Genomic DNA, 18,804 nt, shown 5'->3' with positions numbered 1-18,804 from the left:
GCGGGAGCCGGGTCCGACGCCTACGCGGAGGTCCCGGCGCCCGCCGCGGCCTGCGCCTCGGCGAGATACGCCCCGGCCCGCTCCGGGTCGAAGAACCACTCCTCGTAGTCGGCCGGGTCGTCGAAGCCGTTGGCGAAGCGGTCGGCGACCGGCTGGAGCCCGCCCGCCGCGCCGATCAGGCCGAGGACGTGCTCCGGCGGCGGCGCGAGCATCGCGTTGGTCCACTTGGTGACCGGCGCCGCGTGGTTCCAGTAGCGGTCGAAGGCGCTCTGCATCCACGCGCGGTCGAAGGGCAGCTCGCCGCGCTCGACGATGCTCGCCAGATACGAGGCCGCGCATTTGGCGGCGTTGTTGGAACCCTGGCCGGTGATCGGGTCGTTGGCCACCACGACGTCCGCGACGCCCAAAACCAGCCCGCCCGAAGGCAGTTCACCGACCGGCTCGCGCACGGTCGGCGCGTACCGCCCGGCGAGCGTGCCGCCCGCGTCGGTCAGCTCGACCGAGCCCGCCCGGTCGTACTCCCACGGCGTGAAGCGGCGCATCAGGTCGAGTGTGAGGCGGAGTTGCTCCGCGGGGTCCTTGACGCCCTGGAAGACGTCGACCGGGCCGCCGGGCACGCCCTCCCAGAAGAGTATGTCGGCCGGGCCCGAGGTGGTCAGCGTCGGCATCACGAACAACTCGCCGACGCCCGGCACCAGATTGCAGCGCACCGCGAGGAAGTCGGGGTGCTCGGGGCGCGGCCCGAGGCCGTGCACATACGACACCGCGAGCGCCCGCTGCGGGGCGTCGTAGGGCGAACGGGCGGCGTCCCGGCGGAACATGGAGACGATCTCGCCCTTGCCCGCGGCCACCAGCACCAGGTCGTAGGCGCGGGAGAAGTAGTCCAGATCCGATACGGCCACACCGTGGATGACGAGCTTGCCGCCGCGCTCGGCGAAGGTCTCCATCCAGCCGGCCATCTTCACCCGCTGGTCGACGGACTGCGCGTGACCGCGCAGCCTGCCCACCCAGTCGATCGGCCGTGAGGCGTCGGGCGCGGAGACGGAGACACCCAGTCCCTCGATGCGCGGCGCCTGGTCCTCCCAGAAGTTCAGCCCGAGGTCGCGTTCGTGCTGGAGCGCGGTGGCGAACATGCACTGGGTGGACATCACCCGGCCGCCGCGTATCTCGTCGGCGGTCCGGTTGGACATCACGGTGACGTCATAGCCCTGGGACTGGAGGCCCAGGGCGAGTTGGAGCCCGGCCTGCCCGGCTCCGACGATGAGTATCTTGCGCACAACGGCTCGCTTCAGGTCGATGGTCTTCGTAGGACGGCGGCAACTGCGGCCACTACATGGGCTGTTCGGACAGCGCGTGCCCGACCAGCGCCAGCAGCGCCTCCACCACTGAATACCGCTTGCGAGCGTCGATCATCAATACGGGGATGTGGGTGGGTACGGCCAGTGCCTCACGGACGTCGTCCGGGGTGTACTGCGCCGTGCCCTCGAACTGGTTGACGGCGACCGTGTAGGGCAGACCGGTGCCCTCGAAGTAGTCCAACGCCGGGAAGCAGTCGGCCAGTCGGCGGGTGTCGGCGAGCACGACCGCGCCTATCGCGCCGCGCACGAGGTCGTCCCACATGAACCAGAAGCGCTGCTGTCCCGGCGTGCCGAAGACGTACAGCACCAGGTCCTGGTCCAGGGTGATCCGGCCGAAGTCCATGGCCACCGTGGTGGTGGTCTTGTCGGGAGTGGCGGCGAGGTCGTCGACGGCCTCGCTGGCCTGGGTCATCACCGCCTCGGTGGTGAGCGGTGCGATCTCGGAGACGGCGCCGACGAAGGTGGTCTTGCCCACGCCGAAGCCGCCCGCCACCACGATCTTCGTGGAGACCGGCGCCCTGCCGCGTTCCTTCTGCCACTCTTGCAGGCCGTCCTGCTGGTCAGAGCCTGCGAAGTCCACTGAGCACCCTTTCGAGCAGCGCGCGGTCGGGGCTGCCGGGCCCGTGCCCGGTCCCGTACACGCGGATCCTTCCCTGGTCCGCCAGGTCACTGATCAGGACACGGACGACGCCGAGCGGCATCCGCAGGAGTGCGGAGATCTCGGCCACCGACCGCATTCTGCGGCACAGTTCGACGATCGCCCGCAGTTCGGGCATCACGCGCTCGGCCCAGTCGCCCCTGGTGAGGGCGAGTTGTTCGCCCGGACCGTCAACGGTGGCCACGAACGTCTCGACCATGAGCACATGGCCGAACCGCGTGCGACCGCCGGTCAAAGCGTACGGGCGTACGCGCGCGGTGCGCCGGTCGGCTCCGCGTTGGGGCAGCGACGGCATCAGCGGGCACTCTCCAGGGCGTGGCGCAGCTCACTGCGCAGTGCGGGGGTCAGGACGTGTCCGGCCCGTCCGACGAACAGGGCCATGTGGTAAGCGATGACGCTCATGTCGCAGTCGGCGCCCGCGTGCACGCCCAGCAGCGAGCCGTCGCTGATCGACATCACGAACACCGCGCCGTCGCTCATCGCGACGGTGGTCTGCCGGACCTTGCCGCCGTCCATCAGCTTCGCCGCGCCGACGGTGAGGGAGGCCAGGCCCGACACGACGGCGGCGAGGTCGCCGCGGTCCCCCGCGGGGTTCTTCCGCGGCGCGGGGACCGCCGGGTCCTCGTCGGCCGGCGGCGCGGGGGGCGGCGACGCGTCGGCCTCGGCGTGCGAGGTGATCAGCAGCAGGCCGTCGGAGGAGACCACGGCGACCGAGCGGACGCCGTGCACCTCCTCGACGAAGCTCTGCAACAGCCACTGGAGATTGCGCGCCTCATGACTCAAGTCCTTCGTTTGCGTGCCGACCGCGTTCAACGGGTCGCCTCCTCAACGGTTTCGGCTGGGCCTGCGTCCCCCTGGTCGTCCCCTCGCACGTCCGTGGTCGTGACCGCGGTGCCCTCCACCGCTCCCGGTCCCGCTCCGGCTCCCTGCTCCGGTATCACCACTCCTGCCCCGGCAACCGGTCCTGATCCGCTGGTGATCTCCTCCTCGACGTCCCGCCGTCCGGCCTGCAATCCCCTTTGCAGACCGCCCAGTTTGCGCCGCAGCGCCTCGGCGTCGACCGGTCCCCCGCGCTGCGGCTCGCGCGTCGCGGGCTCTCCGGTCAGACCGGTGCTGCGCGGGGTCCGCTGCGGCAGCCCCTTGCCGGTGAGGCCGCCGCCGACGGGCGCGGCAGGCGTGTCGGCTGCGGACACCCTACGGTGCCTGGGCCGGGAGGCGCCCTGTCCTGGCGCGGTCCCGCCGTCGGGAGCCGGGCGTGCGTGCTCGGTCTGCCGCGGTACGACCGGGTCGGCGGCGGGCGCGGACGCCCGGCCGAACTCCGGTGCGGCGGAGGCGGCTTCGGCGGCCGGTTCCGGGGCTGACGGGGCGTCGGCCCCGGTGCCGGTCGGCGTCGTGGCCGCGGGCATCGGCTCGCCCGCCAGCGCGGCCTCCACCGGCGTGGTGGGCTGCTCGTCCGGCTGCGCGGCCGGGAGCAGAACCCGCGGCAGCACGACGACGGCGGCGGTGCCGCCGAGCTTCTGCGGACGCAACTGCACCCGCACGCCGTGCCGGTGGGCGAGCCGGGAGACCACGTACAGGCCCATGCCGGAGACCGTGCCGGGCGGGGCCGGGTCGGGGTCGGCGAGTACCGCGTTGAGCTCGCCGAGGCGTTCCGGCGGTACGCCGATGCCCGCGTCCTCGACCGACAGCATGACTTCGCCGCTCTCCAGCAGCCAGCCGGACAGGTGCACTTCGGCGTGCGGGGCGGAGAAGGAGGTGGCGTTGTCGAGGAGTTCGGCCAGCAGGTGGCTGATGTCGTCGGCGGCGCGGCCCGCGATCCGGGCGACGGCGAGCACCTGGATGCGTACCCGCTCGTACCGCTCGATCTCGGAGATCGCGGCGCGTGCCACGTCGACCAGCGGGACCGGGCGGGCGGCGGCGCCGTGGCTGTGCTCGGTGCCGGTGAGGACCAGCAGATTCTCGCTGTTGCGCCGCATGCGGGTGGCGAGGTGGTCCAGCTTGAACAGGGTCTCCAGCCGGTCCGGCTCCTGCTCCTGGTCCTCCAGGCCCTCGATCAGGGTGAGTTGACGCTCCACCAGGCCGAGGGTGCGCAGGCTGAGGTTGACGTAGGTGAGCTGCGCGGCGCCCTGCGTGGTGGCGGCGGCGAGCTGCCGGGTCAGTTCGTCCTGGCGGCGCAGCAGCGTGTCCCGCTCGGCGGAGAGCGCACCGTGCACGCCGAGCGCGCGGATGCGGTCGGCGGCCAGGTCGGCGGAGCGCGAGCGCAGCGCCTGGGCCTCCTGCGTCAGCGCGTTGGCCCGGCGGGCGACGGCGGCGAATTCGTCGGTGCCGGTCACCTCGGCGCCCTGGCCGCTCTCGGCGTCGGCGCGGGACCAGCGGTGCAGCGCGGCCAGCGGGCGGGTGAGGCTGCGGAAGACGGTGACGAGGACGCCCACCACGAGCAGCAGGCAGAGCGCGGCGAGCGCGGCCCTCAGCTCCAGCGCGGTGACGTCGTCGTCGCGGTCGTGGGCGGCGGCGCGGGCCTCGTCGGTGGCGGCGGACGCCTCGACCGTACGCATCAGGCCGATCCTGGCGGTCAGCGCCGCGTTGACCGGCGTGGCGCCCAGCGCCCGGTCGGAGCGGGTGAGTTGCCCGCCGTCGAGGAGCTGGGCGAGGTCGCGGTCGGCCTGCGCGGTGTCGGCGCCGGTGACGGTCTGGTCGTACTGGCCGCGCAGGTCGGCGGGGGCGGTGGCGCGGAATTCGGCGAGCGCGGCCTGTTCCTGGACGTGGGCGACCTGGGCCGCGGCGGTCAGCTCCGGCTGGGTGCCGCCCGCAGTGAGCGCGGCGACCAGCAGGCCGCGCTGGACGGCGGCGGCGGTGACGGCGCGGGTCAGCGGCGCGGTGACCGGGCCCGCGGTCCTGCCGAGGGCGTCGAGCAGCGGCTGGTAGGCGCTGATGACGCTCTGCGGGCCGCCGTCGCCGCCGAGGGCGCCCTGCCGGATGCGGGGCAGCGCGGCGAGCGCGGTCCGCAGGCCGGCGGGGGCGTCGGCGGAGACGTCCTGGACCTGGCGGTCGACGCGGGAGCGGCTGTCCTCCGGCAGGCCGTCGCCCCTGGCCGCGTCACGGCCGTCGGCGGCGAAGGCGGCGAGGTCGTCGCGCTCGTCGGCGAGGGAGTGGGCGAGCACGGTGGCGCGGGTGGTGAGCTGGGCCGCGTCGGCCCGGTCCTGGGCCCGCGACAGGTCGCGGACCGCGAGGGCGACGCCTGGAGCGGCGGCGGCCAGGACGGTCACGGCGCAGACGAGCAGGGCGGCGAGCAGACGCTGCCGGACCCTCCGCTCTCGCGGTTGACGTCGTTCACGCAACTTCGGTGCTCGCAATCACGTATCGCCGGCGGGCCCGGGAGTGTCCCCGGGGAATATGCAGAAGTCCCTCCGACCCTTGCAGCCCCGCCCGGACAGGTGCCACGCGTCGCTCCCCCGGACACTCGAACGAGTGAATCGCAACGAGGAGTTGACCGACAAGTCCGGCGCGCGCGGGGACACTTCGCCCGGCGTGGACGGCACTGGCGCCGTGCTGCGACCTTTGGCAGGATGCCCGCGCGCATATGCCCGCGCGCCCCGGTCCGTACCAATGGGGCCGTCCGCGGGGGCGCGGTTTCGAACGCCGGGCCGCCGCGCTGGGTGCCGGGAAGCCGCCGTCCGGCCGCCGCCGGGACACCCGCGGGCCGCCGTCCGTACCCGCGGGTCCCGCACACTGGCCCCATGCGCATCGAGACGGCCACCGCGCCCGGCACCCCCGACCGTCCGAACGAGGACTTCATCTCCGTGGCCCTGCCCGCTTCCGGGCAGGGCGGCACCGTGGTCCTGCTGGACGGGGTGACGCCGCCGCCGGACAACGGAGACTGTGCGCACTCGGTGCCGTGGTTCACCGCCCGGCTCGGCGGCGCGCTGCTCGAACTGTCCGTTTCCCGGCCGGAGATGACGCTTCCCGACGCTCTGTCCGCCGCGATCGGCAGAACGGCCGCAGCACACCGTGACACCTGTGATCTTTCTCACCCGCTCACCCCGCAGGCCACGGTGGTCGCCGTCCGCTGGGACGAGGAGTACGTCGAGCACCTGGTGCTGTCGGACTCGGCGCTGCTGCTGGAGTCGCCGGACGGCGAGGTGACCGCGGTGCTGGACGACCGGATCGACCGGCTGCGCGCCGCGGGCGTACGGGTCGGGCCGCTGCGCAATCTGGAGGGCGGTTTCTTCACCGCCGCCGCCGATCCCGCGGTCGTCTCGCGGGCCGTCACCGGCCGCACCCCGCGCTCACGGGTCCGCGCGCTGGCCGCGCTCACCGACGGCGCCGCCCGTACCGTCGAGGTCTTCGGCGACGACGCCTGGCCCGATGTCCTCACCCTGCTCCGCAAGGCGGGCCCCGAGGCCCTGATCGCTCGCGTGCGCGCCCGCGAGGCCGCCGAGGAGTCCCCCGACGGAAAGCGCCACGACGACGCGACAGCGGTCCTGGTGGAGCTGTAGCCCCGCCGGGCGCGCTACTCCTCGTTGTTCAGGCGCTGGAGCAGGCGGGCCAGCTCCGCGACGTCCGTGCGGTCCCAGGCCATGAGCTGGCGCAGGTAGCGCTCGCGGCGGGCGGTGCGGACGCGCGAGAAGCGCTCGCGGCCCTCGGCGGTCAGGCGCATCAGGAAGGCGCGGCCGTCGGCGGGGTCGGGCTCGCGGGTGACCAGGCCCAGTTCCTCCATGGCCCGCAACTGGCGGCTCATGGTGGCCTTTCCGACCCCGAAGTACGCCGCGAGTTCGGTGGCGCGCTCGGGTTCCGTCTCCTCCAGCCGGACCAGCAGGCCGTACGCGGCGGGTTCCAGCTCCGGGTGGACGGCCCGGGCGAGGTCGCCCGAGGTGGCGCGGGCGCGCCGGAACAGCACGGTCAGTTCGCGCTCCAGCGCGTCCATGTCGCTGTCGTCGGATCCGGCCACTTCCGCCGCTTGTCTCGCCTCGTTCACACCGTTCCCACTTTCAACGCCTGAAAGTTTCCTTCACTCACGGTTGTTTCCGCAGCACGTCAAGTATTTCGCAGGAGTAGACCATCGGCGGTTTCCTGACCCCCTTTCACGCCCGGAGTCGCGCCTCTACCTTCAAACCTGTCATGGCCACTGCAAGGCCATGCCGAGTCCCCACCATGGAGGCACGAATGTCCCACGGAGATCTCTCCGTCGTGCACGGCCCCGGCTCGGTCCGGAAGAGGCTCGGCCTGCTGGCCGGTCTGTTCGTCACCATGCTCGCGATGGTGTTCGTCATGCCCGGCTCCGCCAGCGCGGCGAGCAGCACGGGGCACATCACGCACCCCGAACTCGACTGGATGGGCTCCACCATCAAGGCGCACGAGGGCTCCAGCGCCTCCTCGTCGTCGTCCGCCGGGACCGTCACCCCGATGGCGACGCAGACGCTCGGCATGGACGTCTCCGGCTACCAGGGGAACGTCAACTGGGCCACCGCGTGGGCGAACGGCGGCAAGTTCGCCTACGTCAAGGCGACGGAGAGCACGTCGTACACCAACCCGTACTTCGCGCAGCAGTACAACGGGTCGTACAACGTGGGCATGATCCGCGGCTCGTACCACTTCGCCACCCCCGACACCTCCGGCGGCGCCGCGCAGGCCGACTACTTCATCGCCCACGGCGGCGGCTGGTCCGGCGACGGCAAGACGCTGCCGGGCGCGCTGGACATCGAGTACAACCCCTACGGCGCGACCTGCTACGGCCTGAGCCAGGCCAGCATGGTGAGCTGGATCCACGCCTTCGCCAACCAGTACTACGCGCGTGAGGGTGTCTACCCGGTCATCTACACCACCTTCGACTGGTGGAACACCTGCACCGGGAACAACAGCGGCTTCGCCACCACCAGCCCGATCTGGATCGCGAAGTACACCAGCACGGTCGGCACCCTGCCCGCGGGCTACGGCTTCTACACCTTCTGGCAGTACGGCGACTCCGGCACCTTCCCCGGTGACCAGGACCGCTTCAACGGAGACCTGTCCCGTCTCCAGGCCCTCGCCCTGGGCTGATCACCTCGCAGCGGCTCCCGCACGCGCGAGTTCCCCGCGCCCTCGTCCAAAGGGGTGCGGGGAACTCGCGTCTTCAGGGCCGGACCACGGCCTTCAACCGGACCACGGCCGGAGGCCGTCAGGCGGCCAGCGGCACCTCCGCCTCGGCGGCCTCGGCGGAGGCCGACTCCAGCGCCAGCGCCAGGACTTGGCGGACGTCACTGACCGGGTGGACGTCGAGGGCCGACAGGATCTCGGCCGGGACGTCGTCCAGGTCCGCCTCGTTCCGCTTCGGGATGACGATGGTCGTGATCCCGGCGCGGTGCGCGGCCAGCAGCTTCTGCTTGACGCCGCCGATCGGCAGCACCCGTCCGGTCAGGGACACTTCGCCGGTCATGGCGACGTCGGTACGGACCCGGCGCCCGCTGAGCAGCGACGCCAGCGCGGTGGTCATGGTGACACCGGCGCTCGGCCCGTCCTTCGGCACCGCGCCCGCGGGCACGTGCAGGTGGACTCCGCGCTCCTTGAGGTCACCGACCGGCAGTTCCAGCTCCGCGCCGTGCGACCGCAGGAAGGACAGCGCGATCTGCGCCGACTCCTTCATGACGTCGCCCAGTTGGCCGGTGAGCTGGAGTCCCGATCCGCCGGTCTCCGGGTCGGCCAGCGACGCCTCGATGTAGAGGACGTCACCGCCCGCGCCGGTCACCGCGAGCCCGGTGGCCACGCCCGGCACCGCCGTGCGCCGCTCCTCCGGGTCCTGCGCGGACTCCGGTACGTGGTGCGGCCGTCCGATCAGCGCCCGCAGGTCGTCGGGGCCGACGGTGAACGGCAGTTCCTGGTCGCCCAGTTCGTGCCGCGCCGCGATCTTGCGCAGGATCCGGGCGACGGTGCGCTCCAGATTGCGGACGCCCGCCTCGCGGGTGTACTCGCCCGCCAGCCTGCGCAGCGTCTCCTCCTCCAGCGCCACCTCGTCCTCGGCCAGGCCCGCCCGCTCCAACTGGCGTGGGAGCAGGTGGTCGCGGGCGATGACGACCTTCTCGTCCTCGGTGTAGCCGTCGAGCCTGACCAGCTCCATCCGGTCGAGCAGCGGCTCGGGGATGGTCTCCAGGACGTTGGCGGTGGCCAGGAACACCACGTCGGACAGGTCGAGTTCGACCTCCAGGTAGTGGTCCCTGAACGTGTGGTTCTGCGCCGGGTCGAGGACTTCGAGCAGCGCCGCCGCCGGGTCGCCCCGGTAGTCGGAGCCGACCTTGTCGATCTCGTCGAGCAGCACCACCGGGTTCATCGACCCGGCCTCCTTGATGGCCCGCACGATCCGGCCGGGCAGCGCGCCGACGTACGTACGCCGGTGGCCGCGGATCTCCGCCTCGTCGCGGACGCCGCCCAGCGACACCCGGACGAAGGTGCGGCCCATGGCGCGCGCGACGGATTCGCCGAGCGAGGTCTTGCCGACTCCGGGCGGCCCGACCAGGGCCAGCACCGCGCCGCCCGCCCGTCGCCCGCCGCCGCTCTTGCCGGAAGCGCCGTCCGCCTGCCCGCCGACGACACCGAGGCCGCGGTCCGCGCGCCGCTTGCGCACGGCCAGGTACTCGGTGATGCGTTCCTTGACGTCGTCCAGGCCCGAGTGGTCGGCGTCCAGCACCGCGCGGGCGCCCGGGACGTCGTAGGTGTCCTCGGTGGTGGTGCTCCACGGCAGTTCCAGGACGGTGTCCAGCCAGGTACGGATCCAGGAACCCTCGGGGGAGGCGTCCGAGGAGCGCTCCAGCTTCTCGACCTCCTTCAGGGCGGCCTCGCGGACCTTCTCCGGCAGCTCTGCGGCCTCGACGCGGGCGCGGTAGTCCTCGCTCTCGTTCTCCGGGTCGCCGTTGAGCTCCGCCAGTTCCTTGCGGACCGCTTCGAGCTGCTGGCGCAGCAGGAACTCGCGCTGCTGCTTCTCCATGCCCTCCTGCACGTCCTTGCGCAGGCTCTCGGCCACGTCCTGCTCGGCGAGGTGGTCGCGCAGCCACTGGACGGCGAGCTTGAGCCGGGCCATCGGGTCGAGGGTCTCCAGCAGCTCCACGCGCTGCTCGGTGGTGAGGTAAGGGGAGTAGCCGGAATTGTCGGCGAGCTGGGACAGGTCGTCGATCTGCTGGACCCGGTCCACCACCTGCCAGGCGCCGCGCTTGCGCAGCCAGCTCGTGGCCAGCGCCTTGTACTCCTTCATCAGCTCGGCGACCGTGCCGGGCGACTCCGCGGGCGCCGGTTCCTCCACCGGCGTGCCCTCCACCCACAAAGCGGCGCCGGGCCCGGTCGTACCGGCCCCGATCCGCACGCGTGAGCGGCCCCGGATCACGGCGCCGGGGTCGCCGTCGGACAGCCGGCCGACCTGCTCGACGGTGCCGAGCACCCCGATCCCCGCGTAGGTCCCGTCCACGCGGGGAACGAGCAGCACCTTCGGCTTGTTGTCGCCGCTGTCACCGGCGAGGCCGCCGGATCCGGCGGCGGCGTGCGCGGCTTCCACCGCGGCCCGCGCCTCCGTGTCCGACAGGTCGACCGGCACGACCATGCCGGGCAGGACGACCTCGTCGGACAGGGGCAGCACGGGCAGAGTGAGCGTTGTGGGCGTCGAAGCCATGATCTCCCCTTCGGCAATCAAGTTGAGCTATGTCGACTCAATGCCTGGGGCACTTCGAATGTTCCCCGGAGCGCGTTCGCTCTCAGCGATCCCCGACCTCGGCGATCCTGACCTGGGCGATCCCGCTCCCGCCGATCCCCGACCTGGCCGATCCCGACCCCCACGAACCCGCTCCCGGCGATCCCGGCAGCTCCCCCGGTCAGCTCCTGGCGCGCAGGAAGGCCGAGGTGGAGACCCGGCCCAGCATCTCGAACCGGGACTCCCCGGTCTCCAGGTACTTGTCCGCCGCCTCCTGGACACCGGTCCAGGCGGCGTCCCCGTAGTCGTCGAGCACCACGATGCCGCCGGGCGCCGCGATCTTCTCGGCCCACTCCAGGTCGGCCATGACGCCCTCGGCCGAGTGGTCGCCGTCGACGATGATCACGCCGTACTTCCGGTCGGAGACCGCGGCCTGGGTGTCCGGGTCGCCGGAGAAGCCCTGCTCGATCCTGGCCCGCTCCCCGGCCTTGCCGCCGAGCGCCAGATTCGCCCGCACCACGTCCATCCGCACCGGCGTGCCGGTGGGCTCGCCGACCGGCCGGGCGCCGGGCTGGAGCTGCGTCCCGGCCAGCGGGTCGACGATGGTCAGCCGCGCCTCGACACCGGCCCGATGCAGCATCCGCATCAGCGCGGCGGAGAACAGGCCGTGCAACGTGCCGATCTCCAGCACGTCCTCGTTGGGCGGGTCGAGCAGCGGGACCGTGGCGAGCTTCCCGCAGATGTTGTAGGTGGAACCGGCCAGGCGGCCGACGGCCAGGGCTTCGAGCGCGATCACGTTGCGGAAGGCGATGGTCACATTGCGCCGCGCGTCGGCCTCGTCGCGGCCGGAGACGGCGACCATCTCCCGCACCAGGGTGTCGATCCGGGCCGGGGTGGGCAGCCGGGGACCGCTGCGCCCGGTCTTGTCGAAGAGCAGACCGATCGCGAACTGCTGGTCGCCCAGTTCCGCGACCTTCTTGCGCATCGAGTCGAGATCGGCGACCTGGGACCTGCGGTCGCTCTCGATCTCCTTGCGGAGCTTGGAGGCGGAGCTCTGCACGCGACGGTCGACCAGTGCGGCAGCGGGGGCGAGCACCCGCCTGGTCAGTCGATTCTTCAGAAGGGAGGACATGCGCGGAATTTACGCCGCCGGTTCGCCGCCCAGGTCATGCCCCGATGCAGAGGAAATGAAGTTCTCACGACCGAGAAGTTAACGCCCGATGGAAAGGTGGCCGACATAAGGTCATGACCTCGTGCGGCATACGCCAAACTGGCCGTATGACCCTCCAACACCCATCCTCCTACAGCGGAACCCGCGCCCTCGACCACACCGCTCCCGTGGTGCTCGACCGGCAGGAAGGCCCGTACGGGGAGGTGGTGCTGCGACGGCACGGCGACCTGCTCCAGATCATCGCGAACGGGTGTTTCCTCATGGACACCTCCGACGGGCGGTCCGAGCGCCTTCTTATCGACGCGGCACTGGAATACCTGGACGGAGAACCGGCGAATAGCGCGGACCGGCCCGGCCGCTCGGTGCTCATCGGCGGCCTCGGCGTCGGCTTCTCCCTCGCGCGCGCCGCCGCGCAGGCGCGCTGGTCCCGGATCACCGTCGTCGAACGCGAGTCCGCAGTCGTCGGCTGGCACCGCGACGGGCGGCTCGCGCCGTTCTCCGCGGGCGCGCTGGACGACCCGCGGGTGACCGTGGTCGAGCGGGACCTGGTGGCGTACGTGGCGGAGCCCGGCGAGCGGTACGACGCGCTCTGCCTGGACATCGACAACGGCCCGGACTGGACGGTCACCGACGACAACGGCGGTCTGTACGGCCCCGCGGGCCTCGCGGCCTGCCGGAACCGGCTGACGGCCGGCGGCGTCCTTGCCGTGTGGTCGGCGAGCCCGTCGGCCGGTTTCGAGGACGCGCTGCGGGCCGCGGGCTTCTCCGGAGTACGCACTCTGGAGGTGGAAGTGACGCGTGGGGTTCCGGATGTCGTGCACCTGGCGATCAACGCCGCGTAGTCACGGCGCCCACCTGCCCCGTAGGCTCCCCCGTAACCAGGACGACCTTGTGGGGCGGAATTGGACAGCGCGCAGACGACGGGCACGCAGCGCCGGGTGCTGGTGGTCGAGGACGACCGGACCATCACGGAGGCCATCGCGGCCAGGCTGCAGGCCGAGGGATTCCAGGTACGGACGGCGGGGGACGGCCCCTCCGCGGTGGAGTCCGCGCACACCTGGCAGCCCGACCTGCTGGTTCTCGATGTCATGCTGCCCGGCTACGACGGCCTGGAGGTCTGCCGCCGGGTGCAGGCCGACCGGCCGGTGCCGGTGCTGATGCTCACCGCGCGCGACGACGAGACGGACATGCTGGTCGGGCTCGGCGTCGGCGCCGACGACTACATGACCAAGCCGTTCTCGATGCGCGAGCTGGCCGCACGCGTGCACGTCCTGCTGCGCCGGGTCGAGCGGGCCTCGATCGCCGCGCACGACCCGCGCGGCGCCAGCATGCAGCTCGGCGACCTGGAGATCGACCACGCGCAGCGCCGGGTCCGGGTCAGGGGCGCCGACGTGCACCTGACCCCGACCGAGTTCGAGCTGCTGGTCTGCCTGGCGCAGCAGCCGCGCGCGGTGCTCTCCCGCGAGCAGTTGCTCGCCGAGGTGTGGGACTGGGCGGACGCGTCGGGCACCAGGACCGTCGACAGCCACGTCAAGGCGCTGCGCCGCAAGATCGGCGCCGAGCGCATCCGTACCGTGCACGGCGTCGGGTACGCGCTGGAGACCCCGGCGCCATGACCCGGTGGTGGCGCCGGCTGTGGCGGCGCGTGTGGGACGCGTTGCGGCCCTGGGACCCGTACCGCTCCATCAAGGCCGCGCTCCAGCTCCTGGTGATCATCTCGGTGCTGATCACCACCCTGCTGGTGATCGTCGCCATCCACTCGGCGACCGAGCTGCGGGTCATCACGATCTTCTCGATCATCGCCTCGCTGCTGCTGACCCAGATCGTCGCCAACGGCCTGACCGCGCCGCTGCGCGAGATGACGGCCGTCGCGAAGGCGATGGCGGGCGGCGACTACAGCCGCCGGGTGGCGCGGGTGCGCAGGGACGAGGTCGGCGAGCTGGCCGAGACCTTCAACCAGATGGCGGCCGATCTGGCCGCCGTCGACCGGCACCGCAAGGAACTCGTGGCGAATGTCTCGCACGAGCTGCGCACCCCCATCGCCGCGCTGCGGGCCGTGCTGGAGAACGTGGTGGACGGGGTGTCGGCCGCCGACCCCGAGACCATGCGGCTGGCGCTCCAGCAGACCGAACGGCTCGGCAAGCTGGTCACCCAGTTGCTGGACCTCTCGCGGCTGGACAGCGGCGCGGTCCGGCTGGAGGCCAAGCGCTTCGAGGTGTGGCCGTACCTGTCGGCGGTGCTGCGCACCGCGAGCCTGGGCATGGAGGGCTCCTCCGCGACCGGCTCCCGCTCCCGGCCGCGCGCCGACGTCCACCTGCACCTGGACGTGTCACCCCCGGAACTGACGGCCTACGCCGACGGCGAGCGGCTGCACCAGGTGGTGGCCAACCTGGTCGACAACGCGGTCAAGCACAGCCCGCCGGGCGGCCGGGTGACGGTACGGGCCAGGCGCGGCAGCGCGCCCGGCAGCCTCGACCTGGACGTGCGCGACGAGGGGCCCGGCATCCCCGAGGCCGACCGCACCCGCGTCTTCGACCGCTTCCACCGCGGCGCGCATCCGGGCGGCGACGGCGGTACGGGGCTCGGTCTGGCCATCGCGCGCTGGGCGGTGGACCTGCACGGCGGGCGGATAGAAGTGGCCGAATCCCCTCGTGGCTGCCGGATCCACGTCACCCTTCCGGGTGTCTCCACGGCGCAACCTTGACCTAAAGTTGGGGCAAGCCGCTCGCGGCTGCCCCCAGCCGCCCTCCGCCGCACCGACGCCGTGCGAGCGCGGCCGATCGAACGACCCCCAAGAGGGATCAATTTCCCGCCAGGAACAGCACTGAAACCAGTCTTCGGGTGTGACATGCGCGACGTAAGGGCCCCGGGCCTGCATCGACCCCTCCAGTAGGCGTAGCCTTTATTTCCGCTGTCCACCATCTTGTGAAGCGGAAGAGGGCGGTTGCCGCCGTGTCGTCACAGTCCCCCAATAGCTCTAGTGTCTCGACCGACCACGAAGCGCAGGGCGAAGGCCCCGCAGTGGGCTTCGGCCCCAATGAGTGGCTGGTCGATGAGATCTACCAGCAGTACCTCCAGGATCGGGACTCGGTAGACCGAGCCTGGTGGGACTTCTTCGCCGACTACAAGCCGGACGGCTCCGCCGATTCGGCGGCCGCCCCCGGCCAGGGCGGCGCCTCCGGCGCCGCCGCTCGCGCGACGTCCCCCGACGAGGGCAGCGCCGTAGGCGCCGCGCAGCCGGTCCCCGCGGCGACGGACGCCCCGGCGTCCGCCGCCCCTCCCGCTCCCGCGCAGCCGGTCGCCAACGGCACCCCCGTGGCCTCCCCCGCCGCGCCTGCCGCCCCCGTGGCGCCCGCGGCGGCCCCCGCGCCCGTCCCGGCGCCCGCGGCCCAGGCTCCGGCGGCTCCGGCCGCTCCCGCGCCCGCGCCCGCCCCGAAGCAGGCGGCGCCCCGGCAGGCCGCCCCCACGCCGGAGCCCCAGGGCACCGAGTACGTGACGCTGCGCGGCCCAGCCGCCGCGGTCGCCAAGAACATGAACGCCTCGCTGGAGCTGCCGACCGCCACCTCGGTCCGCGCCATCCCGGTGAAGCTGCTGTTCGACAACCGCATCGTCATCAACAACCACCTCAAGCGCGCCCGCGGCGGCAAGGTCTCCTTCACGCACCTGATCGGGTACGCGATGGTGCAGGCGCTCAAGGCGATGCCGGCGATGAACCACTCCTTCGCGGAGAAGGACGGCAAGCCGACGCTGGTCAAGCCCGACCACGTCAACCTGGGTCTGGCCATCGACCTGGTGAAGCCCAACGGCGACCGCCAGCTCGTCGTCGCGGCCATCAAGAAGGCCGAGACGCTGAACTTCTTCGAGTTCTGGCAGGCCTACGAGGACATCGTCCGCCGCGCCCGCAACGGCAAGCTGACGATGGACGACTTCACCGGCGTCACCGCCTCGCTGACCAACCCCGGCGGCCTGGGCACCGTGCACTCCGTGCCGCGGCTGATGCCCGGCCAGAGCATGATCCTCGGCGTCGGCTCGATGGACTACCCGGCCGAGTTCCAGGGCACCTCGCAGGACACCCTGAACAAGCTGGGCATCTCCAAGGTCATGACGCTGACCAGCACGTACGACCACCGGGTGATCCAGGGCGCCGCCTCCGGCGAGTTCCTGCGGATCATGAACCAGCTCCTGCTCGGCGAGAACGACTTCTTCGACGACATCTTCGCCGCGCTGCGCATCCCGTACGAGCCGGTCCGCTGGCGCACCGACATCGACACCGCGCACGACGACGACGTCACCAAGGCCGCGCGGGTCTTCGAGCTGATCCACTCCTACCGGGTCCGCGGCCACGTCATGGCCGACACCGACCCGCTGGAGTACCGCCAGCGCAAGCACCCCGACCTGGACGTGCTGGAGCACGGACTGACCCTGTGGGACCTGGAGCGCGAGTTCGCGGTCGGTGGCTTCGCGGGGAAGTCACTGATGAAGCTGCGCGACATCCTCGGGGTGCTGCGCGACTCGTACTGCCGCACCGTCGGCGTCGAGTTCATGCACATCCAGGACCCCAAGCAGCGCAAGTGGATCCAGGACCGGATCGAGCGCCCGCACGCCAAGCCCGAGCGCGAGGAGCAGCTCCGCATCCTGCGCAGGCTCAACGCGGCCGAGGCGTTCGAGACCTTCCTCCAGACGAAGTACGTCGGCCAGAAGCGCTTCTCGCTGGAGGGCGGCGAGTCCGTCATCCCGCTGCTCGACGCGGTCATCGACGCGGCGGCCGAGTCGCGGCTGGACGAGGCCGTGATCGGTATGGCCCACCGCGGGCGGCTCAATGTGCTGGCGAACATCGTCGGCAAGTCGTACGCGCAGATCTTCCGCGAGTTCGAGGGCAACCTCGACCCGAAGTCGATGCACGGCTCCGGCGACGTGAAGTACCACCTGGGCGCCGAGGGCACCTTCACCGGTCTCGACGGCGAGCAGATCACCGTCTCGCTGGCCGCGAACCCCTCGCACCTGGAGACGGTCGACCCGGTCATCGAGGGCATCGCCCGCGCCAAGCAGGACATCATCAACAAGGCGGGCACCGACTTCACGGTGCTGCCGATCGCGCTGCACGGCGACGCGGCCTTCGCGGGCCAGGGTGTCGTCGCGGAGACGCTCAACATGTCGCAACTGCGCGGCTACCGCACCGGCGGCACCGTGCACGTGGTGATCAACAACCAGGTCGGCTTCACCGCCGCCCCGGAGTCCGCGCGCTCGTCGATGTACTGCACCGACGTGGCCCGGATGATCGAGGCGCCGATCTTCCACGTCAACGGCGACGACCCGGAGGCCGTGGTCCGCGTGGCGCGGCTGGCCTTCGAGTTCCGGCAGGCGTTCAACAAGGACGTCGTGATCGACCTGATCTGCTACCGCCGCCGCGGGCACAACGAGTCGGACAACCCGGCGTTCACCCAGCCGCTGATGTACGACCTGATCGACAAGAAGCGCTCGGTGCGCAAGCTCTACACCGAGTCGCTGATCGGCCGCGGCGACATCACCCTGGAAGAGGCGGAGCAGGCGCTCCAGGACTACCAGGGGCAGTTGGAGAAGGTCTTCACCGAGGTCCGCGAGGCGGCGTCCGCGCCGCCCGCGAGCCACGAGACGCCCGTGCAGCCGGAGTTCCCGGTCGCGATGCCCACGGCGGTCTCCGCCGAGGTCGTCAAGCGGATCGCCGAGTCGCAGGTCAACATCCCCGAGCACGTCACCGTCCACCCGCGGCTCCTGCCGCAGCTCCAGCGCCGCGCGGCGATGGTCGAGGACGGCACGATCGACTGGGGCATGGGCGAGACGCTGGCGATCGGTTCGCTGCTCCTGGAGGGCACGCCGGTCCGGCTCGCGGGCCAGGACTCGCGGCGCGGCACCTTCGGCCAGCGGCACGCGGTGCTGATCGACCGGGAGACCGGCGAGGACTTCACCCCGCTGCTGTACCTGTCCGAGGACCAGGCCCGTTACAACGTCTACGACTCGCTGCTCAGCGAGTACGCGGCGATGGGCTTCGAGTACGGCTACTCGCTGGCCAGGCCCGAGGCGCTGGTGCTGTGGGAGGCGCAGTTCGGCGACTTCGTCAACGGCGCCCAGACCGTGGTGGACGAGTACATCACCGCGGCCGAGCAGAAGTGGGGCCAGACGTCCGGCGTCACCCTGCTGCTGCCGCACGGCTACGAGGGCCAGGGCCCGGACCACTCCTCGGCCCGGATCGAGCGCTTCCTCCAGCTCTGCGCGCAGAACAACATGACGGTCGCCACCCCGACCACCCCGGCCAACTACTTCCACCTGCTGCGCTGGCAGGTGCACAACCCGCACCACAAGCCGCTGATCGTCTTCACCCCGAAGTCGATGCTCCGGCTGAAGGCGGCGGCGTCGAAGGCCGAGGACTTCACCACCGGGCAGTTCCAGCCGGTGATGGGCGACACCTCGGTGCAGCCCGAGGCGGTCCGCAAGGTCGTCTTCTGCTCCGGCAAGGTCTACTACGACCTGATCGCCGAGCGGGAGCGGCGCGGGGCGACCGACGTGGCCTTCATCCGCATCGAGCGGCTGTACCCGCTGCCGGGTGTGGAGATCCAGGCGGCCATCGCGCCGTACACCAAGGCGCAGAAGTTCGTGTGGGCGCAGGACGAGCCCGCGAACCAGGGCGCGTGGCCGTTCATCGCGCTCAACCTGATCGACCACCTGGACCTGCTGCTCGGCGCGGCCCCCGACAACGCGGACCGGCTCCGCCGGGTGTCCCGCCCGGCGTCGTCCTCGCCCGCGGTGGGCTCCGCCAAGCGGCACCAGGAGCAGCAGCAGCAGTTGATCGAAGAGGTCTTCTCGATCTGACCTCCCGCTCGTCGCGAACGGCCGGGGGGCCCCCCCCCCCCCCCCGGGGGGGGGGGCCCCCCCCCGGGGGGGGGGGGGGGGGGGGGGCCCGCGGGGTGGGGGGGCTGGCCCGGGTGGGGGCGGG

At 71.9% G+C, this 18,804-nt stretch carries 14 protein-coding genes; 6 read left to right on the top strand and 8 right to left on the bottom strand.

All coding sequences use genetic code 11. The features are described 5' to 3' along the window. Positions 1–20: 20 nt before the first annotated feature. The 5 genes from ACFZBB_RS16245 to ACFZBB_RS16225 are packed head-to-tail and all read right to left on the bottom strand — an operon-like array spanning position 21 to position 5,282. Positions 21–1,277, bottom strand: coding sequence for a styrene monooxygenase/indole monooxygenase family protein (locus tag ACFZBB_RS16245; RefSeq protein WP_391122484.1), 1,257 nt, complete (start codon positions 1,275–1,277; stop codon positions 21–23). 52 nt (positions 1,278–1,329) lie between these two features. After that, positions 1,330–1,938 (bottom strand): ATP/GTP-binding protein, encoded by a 609-nt coding sequence (locus tag ACFZBB_RS16240; protein ID WP_391122481.1) that lies wholly within the window; start codon positions 1,936–1,938, stop codon positions 1,330–1,332. Next, positions 1,919–2,311, bottom strand: a complete 393-nt coding sequence (locus tag ACFZBB_RS16235) for a DUF742 domain-containing protein (RefSeq protein ID WP_188281760.1) — start codon at positions 2,309–2,311, stop codon at positions 1,919–1,921. Before ACFZBB_RS16235 ends, ACFZBB_RS16240 begins: the two co-directional genes overlap by 20 nt. Next, positions 2,311–2,799, bottom strand: coding sequence for a roadblock/LC7 domain-containing protein (locus ACFZBB_RS16230; protein ID WP_391122478.1), 489 nt, complete (start codon positions 2,797–2,799; stop codon positions 2,311–2,313). The genes ACFZBB_RS16235 and ACFZBB_RS16230 overlap by 1 nt, the downstream gene beginning before the upstream one ends. Positions 2,800–2,825: 26 nt before the next feature. Further along, positions 2,826–5,282 carry a nitrate- and nitrite sensing domain-containing protein gene (locus tag ACFZBB_RS16225; protein WP_391122475.1) on the bottom strand — a complete coding sequence of 819 codons (2,457 nt, stop codon included), beginning with the start codon at positions 5,280–5,282 and terminating at the stop codon, positions 2,826–2,828. 471 nt (positions 5,283–5,753) lie between these two features. Here ACFZBB_RS16225 and ACFZBB_RS16220 point away from each other — a divergent pair, with 471 nt between their 5' ends. Next, the gene (locus tag ACFZBB_RS16220) at positions 5,754–6,512 is read left to right on the top strand and encodes a hypothetical protein (protein WP_391122472.1); all 759 of its coding nucleotides are present in this window, start codon (positions 5,754–5,756) and stop codon (positions 6,510–6,512) included. Between the two features lie 14 nt (positions 6,513–6,526). On the opposite strand, the gene ACFZBB_RS16215 is transcribed toward ACFZBB_RS16220, so the two are convergent. After that, the gene (locus ACFZBB_RS16215; RefSeq protein ID WP_355344462.1) at positions 6,527–6,940 is read right to left on the bottom strand and encodes a MarR family transcriptional regulator; all 414 of its coding nucleotides are present in this window, start codon (positions 6,938–6,940) and stop codon (positions 6,527–6,529) included. Between the two features lie 239 nt (positions 6,941–7,179). On the opposite strand from ACFZBB_RS16215, the gene ACFZBB_RS16210 reads away from it, so the two are divergent. After that, positions 7,180–8,052, top strand: coding sequence for a GH25 family lysozyme (locus ACFZBB_RS16210; RefSeq protein WP_391122469.1), 873 nt, complete (start codon positions 7,180–7,182; stop codon positions 8,050–8,052). 118 nt (positions 8,053–8,170) lie between these two features. On the opposite strand, the gene lon is transcribed toward ACFZBB_RS16210, so the two are convergent. Continuing rightward, positions 8,171–10,645, bottom strand: coding sequence for an endopeptidase La (gene lon, locus ACFZBB_RS16205; protein ID WP_391122466.1), 2,475 nt, complete (start codon positions 10,643–10,645; stop codon positions 8,171–8,173). Between the two features lie 199 nt (positions 10,646–10,844). Next, on the bottom strand, positions 10,845–11,795 hold the full coding sequence (locus ACFZBB_RS16200) for a class I SAM-dependent methyltransferase (RefSeq protein ID WP_391122463.1): 951 nt from the start codon (positions 11,793–11,795) through the stop codon (positions 10,845–10,847). Positions 11,796–11,941: 146 nt separating this feature from the next. Between ACFZBB_RS16200 and ACFZBB_RS16195 the strand changes: the two genes are divergently transcribed. The 4 genes from ACFZBB_RS16195 to ACFZBB_RS16180 all read left to right on the top strand — a co-directional run bounded on the left by ACFZBB_RS16195 (position 11,942) and on the right by ACFZBB_RS16180 (position 18,680). After that, positions 11,942–12,676, top strand: a complete 735-nt coding sequence (locus ACFZBB_RS16195) for a spermidine synthase (RefSeq protein ID WP_391122460.1) — start codon at positions 11,942–11,944, stop codon at positions 12,674–12,676. A gap of 60 nt (positions 12,677–12,736) precedes the next feature. Beyond that, positions 12,737–13,450: a response regulator gene (locus tag ACFZBB_RS16190; protein WP_391122457.1), complete on the top strand. Its 714-nt coding sequence runs from the start codon at positions 12,737–12,739 to the stop codon at positions 13,448–13,450. Next, the gene (locus ACFZBB_RS16185; protein ID WP_391122454.1) at positions 13,447–14,538 is read left to right on the top strand and encodes an ATP-binding protein; all 1,092 of its coding nucleotides are present in this window, start codon (positions 13,447–13,449) and stop codon (positions 14,536–14,538) included. The genes ACFZBB_RS16190 and ACFZBB_RS16185 overlap by 4 nt, the downstream gene beginning before the upstream one ends. 248 nt (positions 14,539–14,786) lie before the next feature. Then, on the top strand, positions 14,787–18,680 hold the full coding sequence (locus tag ACFZBB_RS16180) for a multifunctional oxoglutarate decarboxylase/oxoglutarate dehydrogenase thiamine pyrophosphate-binding subunit/dihydrolipoyllysine-residue succinyltransferase subunit (protein WP_391122450.1): 3,894 nt from the start codon (positions 14,787–14,789) through the stop codon (positions 18,678–18,680). Positions 18,681–18,804: the final 124 nt, after the last annotated feature.

Source organism: Streptomyces sp. NPDC008139, assembly GCF_042957025.1.
Classification (GTDB): domain Bacteria; phylum Actinomycetota; class Actinomycetes; order Streptomycetales; family Streptomycetaceae; genus Actinacidiphila.
Note: the sequence above shows the minus strand (reverse complement) of the source record. Positions and strands in the feature narration are given on the sequence as shown.